Genomic DNA, 16,496 nt, shown 5'->3' with positions numbered 1-16,496 from the left:
GCGGCTACCGCAGGGTTAAAGATTAATGAGTATTAATTTAGCGGTTGCAGCGCAATCAACACAATTAAGTCGATAAACTGATTTTGTTTTGCTCACCTTAGTATTTTGGCTTTTGCACGCCGGGCATGGCTTTTTAAGCGGTGTATTGCCACCACACTTGCCGCATTGTACAAAGTATCCATAACGGCCTGATTGTGGGCTTAGTGCGCTGCAATCACCACAGTGTTTGCATTGGACGCTAATCTGCTGCCCTACTGCGGCTTCTGCCAACGCCTTAACCACGGGTATGTAAGGTTTGTTTATCTCCGCATGCTGCTTTAAGGGCTGAGAGGCATCAATAGATTTTGGTTGCATTGCAATTGGGGTAGCCCATGCTGCCGGCACTTCGTTTACCGCATTACTTTTGTGCTGCGGCTGAATATTACCCAGTAAAAACTGGCAGATATGCTGCAGTTCCTCGTTACTAAAATTTGGACGGGTATCGTATATCTTGCCAACAACGTTATAGAACTTTTTAAAGTTCATCTTCTTATCCAGCGCGTCAGTAACAAACTCCGATTTAACCAGCTTATCGGCAATGTCTTTCGGTGCCTTAGAACGGTCAATAATGGCATCGCTGGATATAGCGCAAAACACATCGTAACAGCGCATGCCAAGTCCCTGCTGAATACCCAGAAACTTACCAACAACCTTCTCGGTATTAGCACACAGATACTGCTTTAGCAGTTTAAGCTGCAGCTCGGCCTGTTTAATTGGCGAGGGCATACCACTCCACTGCCCTTTGTAGCTGCGGGTCCATTCGCTGTATTCATTTACGTTAACCTCACCCCGAATACTTTTCGACTCCACCACGATAAAGCCATAGCTATACACAATTAGGTGGTCTATCTGCGCGCTTTCGCTGTCATGTTCAATGCGCAGATCATTCAACACCAAAACGTTTTCGCTATTTTTGTAGGCACGGCGCAGGTAAAACGCGACATCGTGCTCTTGCTTAATGCCTGCATCAAGTTTGATGGATGAAGAGCTGGTCTGAGTTTTGTCTTTTAGGATCATAATGCTCGTATATTAATATCTTGGTAGGCAAGCTTAACCAGTAGTAGCCTTCATTGATCACTTACTGATCTTTGCTAAGCCAACACCTTTAGCAAAACTAACTACTTCATGGATCTGGTGGGTATAAGGGTTATACACCCATTCTTTATCAAACAGGGTTTTAAGCCGCTCTGATAAAAACACATTACCTATAACCAGTGAATTAAACCGGGTGCCATGCTGCTTTTGCTGCTCAATGGCTTTAAGCAAATCGGAGGGTAACGTACCCATAATAAAGTCAGATACCATCAGCACATCCGCTTTGGTGTACTGCTCTTGCTCAAGCATGTCTAGTGCGTTTGCTAATGCCGGGGCGGCATCGGTGCCACCATAAAATGAACGTTGTAAAAACGCCACCAACGCCGAAATACCCTTATTACCGGTTATTTCAAAGCTTTCTATCTGCTGTGAAAAGTTAATGATGTAACAGGGGCGGTCTTCCGTTTTTGCTTTAGTGCCTAAATACAACGCCATTGCCTTGGCCATATATTCCGGTTCACCCATCATAGAGCCGCTGGTATCGATACAGAGGATCATTGGCCCTTTGGCTTCTTCTTGTTGCTCGGTGGTTTCAACGTCAATCTCAACACTTTCGTCCTGAAACGTTGTCCCCTGCAGCTCAAAACATATCAGCTTGGACTCCAGATATTTTAAATCGAATAAAATAGCCGTATCCGGATCAGCCATCAGCGCTAACTCAGAGGGCAAAGCGTGCTCCAAATCTTTGCCCAGCCGCAGACCGATGATCTCTTCTTTCGAATTGATATCCACCACCGGCGTGCTAACACCCATAGTCTGTTTAACTACCGATATCTGCTCTGCCCATTCTGCCTCACGCATACGCCCTAAAATATCGGCAATTTTCTGTGCGGCAATATCATTAGCCAGCGCACTAGCCCATTGTTGTAATGCGTTAAGGCCTGCCGGGTTTAACTCGTCCAGGCTGGCATCCAGCCAAACTTGGGGGTCTAAACCTAACGCCTCAAGTTGTTGCGACATCTCGGCAAGCGTTTCACACCACTGTGTCATTTGCTGCACATTTTGCCCGGTTAGCTTGTTTAACATGCCTGCCAACCAGCTATCCATCCCAATAGATTTGCTACCCACGCGCGCAACAAAACTTGCTACCGCAGTTAGCCAATCGGTAAGCTCATCAAGCAGTGTTTTGCCAAGCTTACTAAGCTGTTCAGACTGCCAGACTGCAAGTGCATCATCCAGCTTCTTTTGCCATTCCTGACACAAAAGCTGGCTTGCCAGCAAGGCTTTGTCAGATTTTTTATTTGATATTGTCAGTTGCCGTAGCCAGAACGCTTCATCAAATGGTGCTTTGGCAAAACGGCAAAACCGCTCATAGTCACTAATTAACGTACGGTTTATCGCTAAGCTACCTGGTGCATCAACCTTAAGTTGCCACCTGGCCAGTTGCTTTCGGTAGTGTTCGAAAGGATCGTTTTGCTCGAGGTGGTCTTCAGCAGTAATTTGCCACTGCCTAACCCGGCTACTTAATTGCTCGTTTAGCGCAGCGTACTTTGCAAACAAGTCGGCAAACTGCTGTTTAATACTGGCTTCAACAAGCGAGGCCTGGGCAGACGCTATTACTGCTGACATAGCGATTCCAGCCGCTCACAATCGGCAATACGCAGTTTTATCTGCTCAGTCTGGGTGGTTATCCCGTCCACAGCAATATCAGTTTCTTCATCCGTTGCAAAAGGGCTGAATAGCTCTGTCTTTAACTTTTTATGTTTTTTATGAACCTGATTAAGTACCAAAGCGAGCTGATTGCGAATGTCTTTAACAGAGGTAGCTAATGATTTAACCAAGCGTTCGTTAATATCCTGCTTTTTATCACCACGATGAAAAAGAATTTTGGGGTCAAAGGTATAGTCTTCATAATAACTATTATTTAGCGTTAATTTACACGAGCCCTGTCCATCAAATTCACACTTAACACCTGAGTTTTCATTTCCAGAAAAATCTACAGGATGAAATTCGCCTTGTGTTTTAAATCTTACTAAAGGGACATAAAGTGTCTTTTTCTCATCTGACTGGGTGTTGTAACCATATCCTCGGCGTGAATATTTAAAGGTAGCGACAACCTTAAAGTAAACTTGCCCATCTTTTAACGTTTCTGTTTTATAAATATCTTCCGAGTGAAACAATTCATGGTTGATTTCTTTATCTAATGCTTCTTTTTCCTTGTCCAGTTTCGCCAGGTCAATCTCAGTATCAAAACCGCAGCGTTTAACCGCGTCATCAACCAAGGAAACAACCTTCGGCTGGTTATCTGGGGCAGTCCATAAGCAGTGCTTAAGCAATAACGTATCGCTATGGTTGGTTTCTTTTCTGCCGTTACAAAACGCAGAGGCTTTAAGTAGCATTGCTGCACGCTGCCAGCGCCGGTCAGACACATATACCTTTAACTCATCAAACCGCTCTGCCAGTTGCTGACGAATATATTTAATCACCAGCATGGTATCAGCGCTTAGTTGCACGTTGTGCAGCTGCTCACGCCACTGCTCTAACTCGTTGTAGCTGATCAGCAACTCGCGTGCTACGGCAGGTTTATCAGAACTTGGCTTGCTGTTAAGCAAGCGGGCGAAGTTTTCTTCCGCAGTAATTGGCGGTACGACTAAACGAATTATAAAGCGGTCAAACAGTGCTTCCAGCCCCTGGTTTTCTGCCGGTACTTCGTTAGAGGCGGCTATCAGCGATTTAAGCGGCACCTGCACCCGCTCAGCGCCATTTTTAAAGATATGCTCGTTAATAATGGTAAGAAGGCTATTTAAAATAGCCGGGCTGGATTTCCAAATTTCATCCAAAAAAGCAAAGTCGGCAGTTGGTAAATAGCCATCTATCTGGCGGGTGTAACGGTCTTGCTTTAGCTCTTTTATCGACACCGGGCCAAACACTTCTTCCGGAGTACTAAAGCGGTTCATCAGGTACTCAAAGTACTTTGGCTGGTCAAAGGCAGCGGCTAAACGACGTGAAATTAAGCTTTTTGCTGTACCTGGTGGGCCATATAAAAAGGTGTTGTGCCCGGCAATAGCGCCAAGCAAAGCAATTGCCAGCACCTGCTCACGTTCGTGCATGCCCTCGCCTAACTGTTTTAGCAGTTTAGTAATACGCTGTTGCATCGCATTTTGCTTGGCTACCGGCTTCTTAGTGGTGGTTTGTTCTTCCTGTACATCCATAGTGTTACTGCTTTCCTGCATTACTGCTCCTAATTCTTAAATTACGACTTTCTTGGTCACTGGTACTTGAATGTCTTGTTTCCTTGATCTGTACCAGCAACAGTGGACACTTTGCTAAGCACTGTTCTTCAGTTCAAAATTCTCAGGGCTAAGATAGCCAAGAGCACTATGCCTTCTGGTCTTGTTGTAATCAACCTCAATGTACTCAAAAACACACTGGCGCATTGTTTCCCTATCCATGATTGGCTCGTCGTGGATCGCTTCAACTTTCAATGAGTGGAAGAAGCTTTGATGTAGCGCTAAGGGAATATGCGCCTGGCTCCAGTTTAGTGATAGATGGCAGAGTTTATCGTTCGGCCGGTGTGCTTTTACAAAACTATGAATCTGGCAACGGCAAGCCGTTAAAATTCGATTTGACCTGGCGCTGCAATAACTGCGGTGCAACCGGCGTAAAAGAAAATGCTTATAGCAATAAGGAAAGCCTAAAATGCACGCACTGCCAGGAAACGGTTACTGACATAAAAACGGTTCTGAAACCCCTTGGCTTTGCTACCGATTTTTTTGAACCAACGTCAAATGATATTACCAGTCAAAAGTTTATAAAGATGGCGCTGCCTCGGGTGCAAGTATATGGGGAAACCTTACCACTGCCCGATCCTCGATGTGGTTTTCTTCGCTTTGGCCATGATGGCACAGTGTTTCATCACTCTTCTGGTGAAAATGAGCATGGTTTTGCGGTATGCCTCGCGTGCGGCCGGGCGGAGTCCATGTTAGATGCAACAACACCGCCAAAATTATTAGCTGCTGACAAAGAACATCGTCCGATAGGCGGGGCAACAGGAAGCCACAAAGAAAAGAGTTGTTCTGGCCGAAATGTGAAAACCAACCTTTATCTTGGCTATCATACCCAAACTGATGTACTTGAGCTGGCATTAAGAGATCCAGTTTCAGGAGAATGGTTGTCTGATAGTTCAGAGTATCAGATTGTTGCCAGAACGCTTGCGGTTGCGCTACGTGACACGATTGCAGAACATATAGGTATAGCCAGTACAGAAATGGGATTCGCTGTTAGGCTGGATAAAGATTTAGCGAGTAAGAAAACCAGATCTATTATCCAGGTGTTTGATAACGTAAGTGGCGGTGCAGGTTTCGTTTTAAGTGGACTTAACAATATTCAGCTGCTGCTTATGCAAGCGTTCCAATTACTACGCTGCCCGGCAGATTGTGCTAATGCATGCTCTAAATGCCTGGCCAGTTCTGATAGCAGAGTTGAGCAACAGCAACTTGACAGAAAGCTCGCATTAGCCTGGCTTGCAAACTGCAAAATTGAAGAGTATCTGCACTTACCAGAACAGTTTCAGAGAATTGATGGAGCTGAATTATGTGCTGTAGGTCCCATTCGCTTTATTCAGGCCTGTCAGACCCGCCGTAAATCCAATGAACAACCATTTACTCTGCGCTGTTACCTGCAAGGACCCGTTGAGCATTGGGATCTAGCGCTGCCAGGCTTTAAAGACCGGCTGCTGACATGGAAGTTAATTGACAAACTGAATATCGAACTGGTTATACCAAAGCAAACCGAGCTTGATATTGAAATGCAAAGGCAACTAAGTGCTTACCGTAGTATGGGGATCCCTACTTATACAGTAAGTGAAGATGCTATTAAGGTTTCGCAGAACAACTTTATCGGGGTGCAAGTGCTATTTAATGATAGCTGCATCAGTGTTATTACGAATTCTGAAGACGCAACTATTGCTGGAGAAAATTGGTTAATAACAGCAGAGGATACGATTTGGGTATCAAGTGAAAAATTAGCACCTGCTCTAATTAGCCCGTTCGAGGTTGATAGCAGTAAATTAGTTAACGATAGCTTTGCGATCCTGGAGTTAACGGAGCAATTAAACGGAACAATTAGCGGATTTGCTGCTCGTTTAAATGAACTGTTACAGGTTAAAGCGCCGGATTTTGCTACAAGACTGAGTACTACAGCGGTTAAACAACTTACTTACAGTGACCGCTATCTTAAGTCGCCATGGGCCGCCTTGTTATGCAGTAAGCTATTGAGCGCTTTCATTTCTGACAATAATGTAAAAGTACTTATCAATACAGTATCAAGTAATTCGGTACAGCAAGGCAAGTTTATAACCCACGATTGGCGGTTTGACACGGAACAACAGCATATTTTGCACAACTTAATAAAGAATGCATGTGCTACTGCCGAGGTAACCGTTAATACGGTCTCTTCCGCTTGGGAGCTGCCACATTCAAGAATATTAACCGTTGACTGGGCTGATAACTCCCAAACGCAGTTCCTGTTAGACCAAGGTGTAGGGTACTGGAAACCTAACTTTACCCCCAGCATTCTGAAAGAACATGACTTCTATCTGGATGCTGAAGGCCAACTAGAGGATATTCTGGGTAAGTTAGAGGACCTGACAGTTATCAACAGTGCAAATTGGTCAACGTACTTTGTAATTAAAAAATAAGGACGAAGAGGATAGTTGCCATCCAGTTTTCATCCTGAGGCAACTATCCAATTACCTTACTCTGTCTGTAACAAATTAATAAAATTACGCTTTCTAAACTTGCTCTAAGGCGTTAATCAATTCCTCGAGCTTTAATGACGGATTTATTCTATGAATTATCGCATGGCAATTAGGACATAAAGGCTTAAGATCTTTTATAGGATCAACTTTATACTCCTTCTTTATTTCGGATAGCGGTACTTCATGATGAACATGTATAAAACCATTGCCAATAGAGCCATATTTAGCTTCAAAATTAAATCCGCAAACGAAACATTTGCAACCATAATGAGCAATGCATTTCTCCCTGGCTTTGACATTGCGTTCATAAGCATTGACGGAAATTATTTTAGTCGCCCCCTCAGTAAACTGTTCAGGGAACAAAACTTCCTCAGGAATTGATAACACGGTGCGCCTTTTTTCACTGAGTGCGAACCAACGGCCAGATATTCCTACAAGGATTTTTTTCTCTAAAAGCGGAGTAAAGTTTTTAATTTTTGCTTTTCCATTTTCTCCTTCTTCATATTGCATAGGGAAGGTTTGAAGTTGGTAAGCATTATTTTCAATAAGATCAATATGTTCAAGTGACTGAGTTCGTCCATTACCACTCCAGCTTTTATCGAATATCAACCCATCTTCATGGACATCCCAGAGTCCGAAAATGACAAATTTTTCTTGATGGTTTACGAATGACCAACTCCAATTCCAGTTTTTACAAGTGGCACCGACGGATTCAATAAATTTTTTCCTACTCACAAGATACCTCATTAAAAAAAATCAAACTATTTTCTAGTATTTGAAATTGCTACTTTTTAACATACCACCGGATAACACCCCTCACCCCACAACTGCTCAGGTGCGCTCATCATTAAGGTAATAATTAGCGGGATAAGCTTGTTAAGCAGGTTACAGGCGTCTTTTAGTTGTTCGCGATTCACGCTGCTATTGTGTGTAGCGCCGCCATGGATAAGTTGGTTGCGTAAGGTATAGAGCCGGCTAAAAAGGTAAGACAACGCTCCGGGTACATTTTTATCGGTCAGCGCTTTATTCAGGTTGGCTTTGGACGCGCTAAAGCGTTGTTGCCATTCCTCTTCGGTGATGCGGCCTCGCTGAAAATCCCAGAACGGCTGAAACACAAATTTGTTATCCATTAACAGCCGGATACTGCCGCTGAATTGCTGCCAAATCAGGTTATAAAGTAGGTTTTCGGTATCAAGATCAGCCATTTTTGCGATAAAAGCCTGAAAATTCTGCTGCTCGGCTAAGCGCTCAGTTTCGCCAAACTCATAGGCGTAAGCAGCATTGAAGCTGATCCAGTAGTAGATAAATTCGGTGTCAGCGTCTTTTGCATCTCTGGCCTGCTCTGCTTTACTCAGCCAGCTAAGTGCCCGGTGTACCCGTAATGACAGGCTTTCTGGAAAATGGTCGCGGTGTTGCCGTTGATAGGCTTTAAGAGCACTGTGGGTTAAGTCCTTATCTAATATCATTTTGCAGCTTCCTATTTGCAGTGCTTGTCTCTATTATTGCCATAGCTGCCGGCATTTCGGCAAGTACTATATTAGCTTTTGCATTACATTCAGGGATGGGTTGTTATGTCTTCTGCCAAATCACACGTTACGTTAAGCCGGCAATGGGAGCTACTGAATTTGCTGCCAACCCGCGGCGAAGGTAAAACAGCAGCGCAGCTTAAAGCTTCGCTTGATAATCATGGTTTTAAGGTAACTAAACGTACGGTTGAACGTGACTTAAATGACTTGTCGATGGTATTTCCGATTGTCAGTGATGACAGCAAAACTGCACACTTATGGCGCTGGATGGAGAATAAAGATATTCAGCTACCTGGTATCACTGTGGCCGACGCCATGATACTGCAGTTGGTAGAGGGCACCCTTAAAAGCATTTTGCCGCAGGTGATGCTGCAAAGTTTGAATAGCCGTTTTAGCCAGGCAAAAAATAAATTGCAAGCGCTGGAAGACAGCAATAGTAATAGCCGGTTAGCCGATAAAATTGCCGTAGTATCGCCGGCACTGCCGATGATACCCCCGGCTACCTCTCCTGCTCTATATGAAGCAGTGCAACAAGCGCTTAGCCAGAATAAGCAACTGCAAGCCACTTACACCGCACTGTATGATCAGCAACAAAAACAGTATTTTCTAAACCCGCTGGGCTTGGTGCAACGCGGCCATATCACTTACCTTGTTGCCACTATAGGCAGTTATCAGGACGTGCGTTTATTTGCACTGCATCGCTTTGTTGAATTGGCCATAACTGAAAACACACTTCACAGTCCGGCAGGGTTTACATTGCCAGAGTATTTACAAAGTGGCGCCTTACAGTTTGCCAATGGCGAGCAAATTACCCTACAAGCCAGAGTAAGTCCTTATTTAAGCCAGTTGCTACAAGAAGCACCTCTTTCTGAGGATATGCGGCTTAGTCCTGAAACTGAAGGTTGGCATCGACTTAATGCCACCGTTCATGATGGCTGGCAATTACAGTGGTGGATTTTATCGCACAGCAGTAGCATAGAAGTGTTGGCACCCGCCAGTCTTCGGCAAAGCATTATTAACAGCTTACATAAAAGCTGCGCACATTACCCCGAGCTTAGTGGCAACCACCTTCAAAGTAATAACGCCCCTTAAACATAAGGTGATGCTACTGTAAAAAACCGATAGGTTTAGCCGTATCCGCACTTTTCAGGCTAACCTCCTGCAGTAATGCCCTCGCAAAATCGCCAGCCGTGCTAAAAGGCCGGAAGCGGCTTTGCCTGGCTATAGCAGCAAAATCACCGGGGGTAAGTTGCCGCACACCCGATATTTTTTGCACACTGTGCTGGCAAGGCTGCAGCTTAAGTTGTTTGCAATGCGCGCTAAATAAACTTACCGCTTGTTCTGGCTTTAAATAATTAAAGCAGGCTTTTAAATCAAAACGGCGTAGCGATGCCTGGTCAAGGTTATGCAGCAAATTGGTGCTGGCGACAAAAATGCCGTTAAAGGCTTCCATTTGCATCAGCATTTCATTTACCGAGGTAACCTCCCAGCTATGCAGCGCTTTACGGCGGTCTTGTAGAAAGCTGTCAACTTCATCCAACAACAATATGGCTTCATTTTGTTTAGCCTCTGCAAACGCTGCAGCGATATTTTGTTCGGTTTCGCCGACAAATTTACCGATAAGCTGCGACGCCGTTTTAAGCAGTAATGGTTGTTGTAATTGTTTAGCCAGATAATGGCAAAACGCCGTTTTACCGGTACCAGGCGGCCCGTATAAACATAAGCGACCACTGCCCGCATTACTTAGCCCCTCAGTCAGCAAGTTTAAGTCTACATCGCTATTAACCCAGGTAGCATTATACACCGGCCCCAAAACGTCGTGGGTTAGTTCATCTTTAATGCGATACCCCTGAGCACGCAGTGTTTGCTGCATCAGGTGCTGCAAGGCAGCAACCTTAGTTGTGCGTTTTAACCTGGGATTAAGCTGCGCCACCACTTTTCCGGCACGGGTTATAATAGCTGGGGTTAAATGAGGATGCTCCGCCAACTGCGCCGCTTCTTGCGGCGTCAACAAGTTAACCGCTGCACTATGAAGCAAAGCAGCCCTCTGCGCTTTTGGTGGTGTATTAAGCTCTATAACCTGGTCGAAGCGGCGGATAAAGGCATCATCTATCACACTGCGGTCGTTCGTTACCCAAAAGCACGGCACCGCATTTTGCTCCAGCATGCGGTTCATCCAGCCTTTACGCGGCTCTGCCTGTCTGGCAAAGGGATTTTGAATGAAAACATCTTCTGTTTCATCAAACAATAGTAATGCTGCTGAGTTGGCTAGAAAGCTTTGCGCCATTCGATACGCTCTTAAGCGGTTATGGCCAGCAATACCATCGCCTTCATCATCTTCGCTGCTTACTTCGAACAGTGGTATTTTTAGCTGTTGCGCCACAACACGCACCAGTTCACTCTTACCAGTACCAGGCGGGCCATAAATCAGGATATTAACCCCGCGCAACTGCTGTTTTACTACCTTTTTTAAGTAAGGTAGTAAAATGTGTAAATCGGTATTCAAATGCTGATATTGCGATATGGTTAGCGAAGGTGGTGTGGTCTTTTGCACGATTTCTTTAAGTAAGCGCTGGGTATCGGTATTGTCTTCAAATAACTTATAGCCAAAATTAAATGAAATAAATTCAAACACATCGTCAAGCGAAAATATCGGCTGCGACTCTACAGCAATTAAACCCGAGTTAAGCAAGGTGCTGTCAAAGCGCAGCATGTGTTTCACTGCCGCTTCAGTAGCGCCGAGAGTTTGCGCCAATAAAGCTGGTAACTGTGTTTTTTTTACATTACGCAGTAAAGCACAAACACTCGATAGCATTTGATCTGCTTTAACCAGAGCGATAAAACCCAGCAGTTGTTGCTCAAGCGTATTCAGACCAATCATTGCGCCCAGGCTTTGGATATTAACGGCCAGCGTAGCCGGCAAACTGATTGCAGGCTGTAACTCTAGCTGGCGTAACTTTTCAATCAAAGCGCGCTGTAATTGCATCGGGCTTAACAGCTCTGCCTCATTGCTTAACCCGAGTATGATAGCTAACTGCGTATCCAGTTCGTCTATGTCGTACAGTTTTTTTATCAGCTTCTGGTTCACAATTAAACGATATGCCCACAACCGACAAATATCCGGCGAGTCGGTATCAATAAACAGCAGCTCAGTATTCACGACCTTGCTTAACTTTTGTTTTGCCATACCCATAAACCACCCTCCTCTGTTACGACTTAACCATTGTAAAGACGGGGTACGACAGGATAAGACGCGAAAATAACAATACCGACAATAAATAGCGCACCTGAAAAATCGGTGAACTGTAATGGGGTTATCAGCGGCATAAATAAGCGGCATAAAGTCAAAACAAGACAGGCAAGACCCAAGTTGTCGCGCCATATTGCGACAATGTTTACTGGTATGTTGCCTGATATATTGCCATTGCGAGGTGTTATGACTGGGTTTAAACAAATTTGTGATAAAGCACCCTTAACACTTAATGCGGACCATAGCAGCAGTATTTGTGACGCAGCTATCACCAGGCTGAACATTAAGCAAACGGCATTACGTCACTTAGACTTAATGCAGGTAACGGCACTGGAAGAACTTGAAATATGTTGTACTACTGCGGCAGAGCGACATTTACGCATACAAGGTGCTGCTGCATTAAAACAAGTTACATTACATGGCTCCCCCGCTAACAAATGGGTTGTGCATATTGATGTAGAAAGTTTTCCGCATGGTTTGCAGCTAACCGGACCAATAAGCCAGTTGGACATGTGTTGGCAGAAGGACACCGAGTTGCTTACGCTGGTTGCTAAGCACCAGTTAGCATTACGGCAAAAGGTTCATTTTTATGACCTGAATCAAATAAGTATTGACGATTTTGCCATGCTCCAAGATATGTCAGAGCAAGCTTTGGTGATATTTAGCGGTGGTTTTCAGCAAGCGATGGTGCCGGTTTTTGCTCAGTTACCTGCATTATTATTTACCGATATCGCCGGCATTGATGGCCTTACTGTGTCAGGTTGCCAATATTTAACGGTACAACGCGCTATTGGTCTGCGTAGTATTGATATTTTGGATGGTGCACTACAATATTTACAGTTGCAACAATGCCCACAATTTAGCCGCTTAAGCGCGCCGGCGGGTTTTACTGCCGGCCAGGCCCAACTAACCGATGCCGCCCACGGCAGTGTTGAGCTTGCCGGGTGTTGGCAAAGTGTAAAACTACGCCGCAGTGCCCTTACCGAGCTTAGCTCGGATACTATTGAACAATTACATGTTACTGATTGCCCTAATTTAACCCGGTTAAAAGCCGGTTCACCGCTAATTTTTAGCAGCGGCATTTTTGCGCCTGAACTGTTAGATCAAGCTAGTTTTTCTATTAATGAAGCAATGATCCGCAACACACTGCAACAGCTGACCGAGCGAATGGATACTGAATTAATTGAAGCCTTGTTGTGCCAGGCGGCAAGACAGTTTAAACCCTATAACGTGTGCCATGCGATTATGTTATTACAGGCGTTGGCGCAATTAAATTTCCCAATAGCCAAACTGTGGCCGCTGCGCTGTATGCTGTATTTAAAAAACAAACGCCGGCAGATCCACTTCAAATCTTCGCTAGCTGAGGTCATGCCGCAAAGCTGGAACTGGAGCATTAAAGCCGACAGATTGTTTGAAACACTGGAAGCTGATGTTTTACTCTGGCTAATCGCTTATCGTGCCGGGCAAGAAAACACGAAGCGTTTTATGTCGGTAATGGTGCACTCTGCACTCATTCAGCAACCGGCTGGTTTTTTTACGCTGTGTAATTTGCTGACCAAAGAGGATAGTCCTTTTTCGCTAGCTGAACGCTTAGCCATTATCCGGCTATTTTGTGATCAAATAACCACCCATACTCATACTTGGCTAACCCTGAATAATGCGCTACTTCCCGGGCTATTGCGTTTATCGACTCGCTTTCATCGCCTTTGCCAGCAAGGTGCTGAGCTTAGTAAACTTGAGCAGAAATGGTGCCTGGCGCTATTTGATTTTTTGGCATTGAGCTTATCGCCAAAATATTTAACTGACATTTTGCCGCTGGCAATGAAAACCTTTCCAGAGTATGTCAGGCCTAAATTGTTAGCGATAGCAAATGATACCTCACTGTCCCTTACCACAAGTTTGGCTGAGGTATCTTATGAAAGTGTAAAAATTTGGTATATCAAGGCCGCATTAGCCAGAGCAAACTGAACTTCTCAGCTTTAATTGCGGGTGATTAGCTTAAGCGAATCACCTCTCCCCAAGGGACCGGAGCACTGCCTTCTCTTGTTAACACCCATATTACCGGATAAGCAGGTGCTTGCGACGGAGCCGCGCCGAAGCCATCAGTAAAAAAAATAAGTACCTGCGGTGCGCCTTGCTCACCTTCGCCCTGTTCTACAAAACGAAATACCGGAGTAAACTGAGTACCACCTCCGCCTTTGGCCTGCCATTTTTTCAAAGCCGGTAAATCAGATTTTTCATAGTAGCTAACATCTGTGATTGCCATATCACAGCTAATCACCTGTAATCGCACTTGGTCAAAGCCGTGCAAGATACTGGTCATTTCAGCCAAAAATTGTGGTAAATCTGCCATAGTGCTGCCGCTGGTATCAATAGCTAAACTAATAGTAAGGCGTGTACCTTGTCGACCCGGCATATAAAGCCCTTGCGCCAGATAACGCCGTGCCGGACGATGCCAGCTGTAACTGCCATTAATCGTGCGCTGAATAAAACGCTGTAACAGGCTTGACCAGGATAACTGCGGGCTTAATACATTGTTGATGATGTTTTGTAATCCGGCGCTGTGACTACCGGCCAAGACACCGGTAACCTGAGCGGCGGCAGCCGTGTATTCACGCCAGCGATGAACATCTTGCTCATTGACTGATGTTAGCTGAAAATCTGGATCAATGCGGATACCACCTTGCAAAGCCGAACCAAGTTCAGGCAGATGCTGATCAAACTGCGATTCAATTATTGGCAGTTCACTGCCTTGCCAGTGCAGTGTTTCAGCCCAGTCATCCTCAGAAAGTTTGCCCAAAATAACGTAAATTTGCTCTGCCGATTTCCCCAAGTAGTGAGCACTAAATAACACATTATTTGGCATATCCTTATGTAAAAAATAATGCTGCAAAATAGCATTCACTTCATAGTCACAGGCGAAGTTCCAGCGCCGCATTTCGCGTTGCTGTTGACGAAAAAAATGCCCCATTACGCAATGCCATACCTCATGCGCTAATACAAAGCGTTTTTGATCAGAACTACACTGCTTAATAAAATCCAGCTTAAAAAAAACATTATGGCTGTCGGTACAGGCAGTAGCCAGCCGATCATCGGCTACGACTACCAGCTTTAAGCGCATTGCCAACACCGCAATAAAAGGCTGGCTAAGTAATAGATCTGAGCGAAGTTGCTGCAACTCGACCAGTAATGCTTTTTTCTCTTGCTGCACCTGCTCGTCGGGTAAAATGCACGTTAGGGTTAGGGTTTCAGTCATATGGGGGCATTCGCAATAAGGTCTGAACCTTGCAGAGCATCAAAACTCTGGCCATGTTTTTCAGACCAAAGGTCAAATTTTTGATGGCCCAATATCAGTTCTGTGCGCCGCTGCATTTCTTCTGTTTTTGGATGTTGTAAGCAGTCGACCAAAGTCAGGGTGGCAAAGTCGGAAGACATTACCACGCCAATTTCTAGAAAACGACTAATACGGGTGTCAAGCATAGTAGGTGATTGCCATAACTTATGGCTAAGGGCTGAGCAAAAAGCAAATAACATATCTGGTCGCTCAGGAATATGAATAGGTATTTTCCCATTCAGCATGAGATGCACGTCGGGCATTTGATCACGTGATTTTAAAAAAGCAGATAACTGATAAGCGGCTCCCGCGCCCACTAAACCACAAATAACTTTTTGTAGCAGAGTGTCGCCCAGTTCTTGCTGCTGTTTTAAATAAAATGACACCCTCTCCCAACTGCGTGGGCTGGGCCAGCCGCGCTCTAAATCCGCTTCCATATCAAAAAAGCATTGTGGCTGATAACGTAAAAACGCGATTAAACCATCATCAACCTCGTTTTCACGGGCCCATTGCGTCCAACTGGTTAAATTGGCGGTTAATTCCAGATGGCAAAATCGATTAGCCAGTGCACTCGACATGGTATAAGCCACCGCCCGATCGCTGCTCCGATTGCCTGCGGCCATCACCAACCAGCCTGGTGGCAGCGAATATAAATCGCCTAATCGACGATCTAGTATAATTTCATAGGCCGCAACCTGTAAGCTACGATCAGCAGCGGTTAGCTCATCGAAAAGAATAATGCCACGGCTATGGGGATCACGCGGCCATTCACCACTGAGTAGCCAGTCTACTCTATCTTCCCGCGCAACGGGCAAACCACGAATATCAACCGGTTCACGTTGTGCCAGTCGAATGTCAATAAATTGAATACCTTGTTGCTGGCACAGCTCTCGCACAACAGAACTTTTACCCACCCCAGGCGGCCCCCACAACATAATAGGCGCCACCAAGCCGTCAATGGTTGGATCTTTCAGTAGTTGTAATTGCAGGCTAAGGAATTGCGTAAGTTCTTTTGTAGTGATTAAAATCTGATTTGAAGACATAGACACCTCTGCTGCACTAAATAAATTTAGCGTACCAACAGGGTACGACAGCTTGAGACGTTGTACTTTATGTTTAGCCGCTCGCTGCAACCTTGTCCATTCACAGTTAATATATTTATTTCGAGCTAGCTCGGCAATACCGTCGAGCATTAAATAAACTATCAGTTGCAAGCAGCAGTAGTTGACTGGGATTAAGTTGGCTCTGTTAACCGAATGCGTACATCGGTTCAGCTTTAATTATTTCATTTCGCGTAACATACAAGTCGTACAATTTTTGAATGTTCAGAATGGTGCTGGAAAAAAAACAGTTTTCAATTGAACAATCTGAATCATGCTACCGCGCTTTAAAGGTATTTGAAGAGGGTAATGGTGATTTTTTGGACGCATTAATAGTCACTCTTAGCAAGGATGTAGGATGCTCTGAAACTATGACATTTGATAAAAAAGCAAAGTCTGTTGGTATGACGTTGCTATCAATGTAACTGTATAAGAATAAAAAAATTCGATGTTA

The 16,496-nt window shown here is 44.7% G+C and carries 11 protein-coding genes and 1 pseudogene; 3 read left to right on the top strand and 9 right to left on the bottom strand.

What is annotated here, in order from left to right; genetic code table 11:
* Nucleotides 1-15: 15 nt before the first annotated feature.
* From VT06_RS15320 to VT06_RS17890, 4 genes and pseudogenes are all read right to left on the bottom strand, one after another.
* Entirely contained in the window at nucleotides 16-1,056 is a 1,041-nt protein-coding gene (locus tag VT06_RS15320; protein ID WP_046555203.1) for a nuclease-related domain-containing protein, read from the bottom strand.
* A 57-nt stretch (nucleotides 1,057-1,113) separates the two neighbouring features.
* Complete coding sequence (locus VT06_RS15315; RefSeq protein WP_052750308.1) at nucleotides 1,114-2,703, bottom strand: VWA domain-containing protein; 1,590 nt, start codon at nucleotides 2,701-2,703, stop codon at nucleotides 1,114-1,116.
* Nucleotides 2,691-4,307, bottom strand: a complete 1,617-nt coding sequence (locus VT06_RS15310; RefSeq protein ID WP_200898007.1) for an AAA family ATPase — start codon at nucleotides 4,305-4,307, stop codon at nucleotides 2,691-2,693. Before VT06_RS15310 ends, VT06_RS15315 begins: the two co-directional genes overlap by 13 nt.
* Before the next feature lie 93 nt (nucleotides 4,308-4,400).
* Nucleotides 4,401-4,580, bottom strand: a pseudogene (locus VT06_RS17890) (IS3 family transposase); the annotation flags it as partial.
* A gap of 473 nt (nucleotides 4,581-5,053) precedes the next feature.
* Between VT06_RS17890 and VT06_RS15305 the strand changes: the two are divergent.
* Nucleotides 5,054-6,772, top strand: coding sequence for a DUF1998 domain-containing protein (locus tag VT06_RS15305; protein WP_161795046.1), 1,719 nt, complete (start codon nucleotides 5,054-5,056; stop codon nucleotides 6,770-6,772).
* A gap of 93 nt (nucleotides 6,773-6,865) precedes the next feature.
* Here the strand turns inward: VT06_RS15305 and VT06_RS15300 are convergent, their stop codons facing one another.
* Both VT06_RS15300 and VT06_RS15295 read right to left on the bottom strand, forming a co-directional pair.
* A complete protein-coding gene (locus VT06_RS15300; protein ID WP_046555223.1) occupies nucleotides 6,866-7,567 on the bottom strand; it encodes an HNH endonuclease in 702 nt (233 codons plus the stop codon).
* Between the two features lie 56 nt (nucleotides 7,568-7,623).
* Nucleotides 7,624-8,298, bottom strand: coding sequence for a HEPN domain-containing protein (locus tag VT06_RS15295; protein WP_046555201.1), 675 nt, complete (start codon nucleotides 8,296-8,298; stop codon nucleotides 7,624-7,626).
* A 105-nt stretch (nucleotides 8,299-8,403) separates the two neighbouring features.
* Here VT06_RS15295 and VT06_RS15290 point away from each other — a divergent pair, with 105 nt between their 5' ends.
* The gene (locus VT06_RS15290; RefSeq protein ID WP_046555200.1) at nucleotides 8,404-9,450 is read left to right on the top strand and encodes a YafY family protein; all 1,047 of its coding nucleotides are present in this window, start codon (nucleotides 8,404-8,406) and stop codon (nucleotides 9,448-9,450) included.
* A gap of 13 nt (nucleotides 9,451-9,463) precedes the next feature.
* Here VT06_RS15290 and VT06_RS15285 read toward each other — a convergent pair whose 3' ends face one another.
* Nucleotides 9,464-11,551 (bottom strand): ATP-binding protein, encoded by a 2,088-nt coding sequence (locus tag VT06_RS15285; RefSeq protein WP_052750306.1) that lies wholly within the window; start codon nucleotides 11,549-11,551, stop codon nucleotides 9,464-9,466.
* A gap of 243 nt (nucleotides 11,552-11,794) precedes the next feature.
* Between VT06_RS15285 and VT06_RS15280 the strand changes: the two genes are divergently transcribed.
* Nucleotides 11,795-13,576, top strand: coding sequence for a hypothetical protein (locus VT06_RS15280; protein ID WP_046555221.1), 1,782 nt, complete (start codon nucleotides 11,795-11,797; stop codon nucleotides 13,574-13,576).
* 25 nt (nucleotides 13,577-13,601) lie between these two features.
* Here VT06_RS15280 and VT06_RS15275 read toward each other — a convergent pair whose 3' ends face one another.
* Nucleotides 13,602-14,864, bottom strand: a complete 1,263-nt coding sequence (locus VT06_RS15275) for a VWA-like domain-containing protein (RefSeq protein ID WP_046555199.1) — start codon at nucleotides 14,862-14,864, stop codon at nucleotides 13,602-13,604.
* Complete coding sequence (locus tag VT06_RS15270; protein WP_046555220.1) at nucleotides 14,861-15,985, bottom strand: ATP-binding protein; 1,125 nt, start codon at nucleotides 15,983-15,985, stop codon at nucleotides 14,861-14,863. The genes VT06_RS15275 and VT06_RS15270 overlap by 4 nt, the downstream gene beginning before the upstream one ends.
* Nucleotides 15,986-16,496 lie beyond the last annotated feature (511 nt).

Origin of the sequence: Arsukibacterium sp. MJ3 (assembly GCF_000987765.1) — a bacterium.
In the GTDB taxonomy this organism is placed as follows: domain Bacteria; phylum Pseudomonadota; class Gammaproteobacteria; order Enterobacterales; family Alteromonadaceae; genus Alishewanella.
The sequence above is the reverse complement of the archived record's forward strand: the minus strand, read 5'-3'. Positions and strand labels throughout refer to the sequence as shown.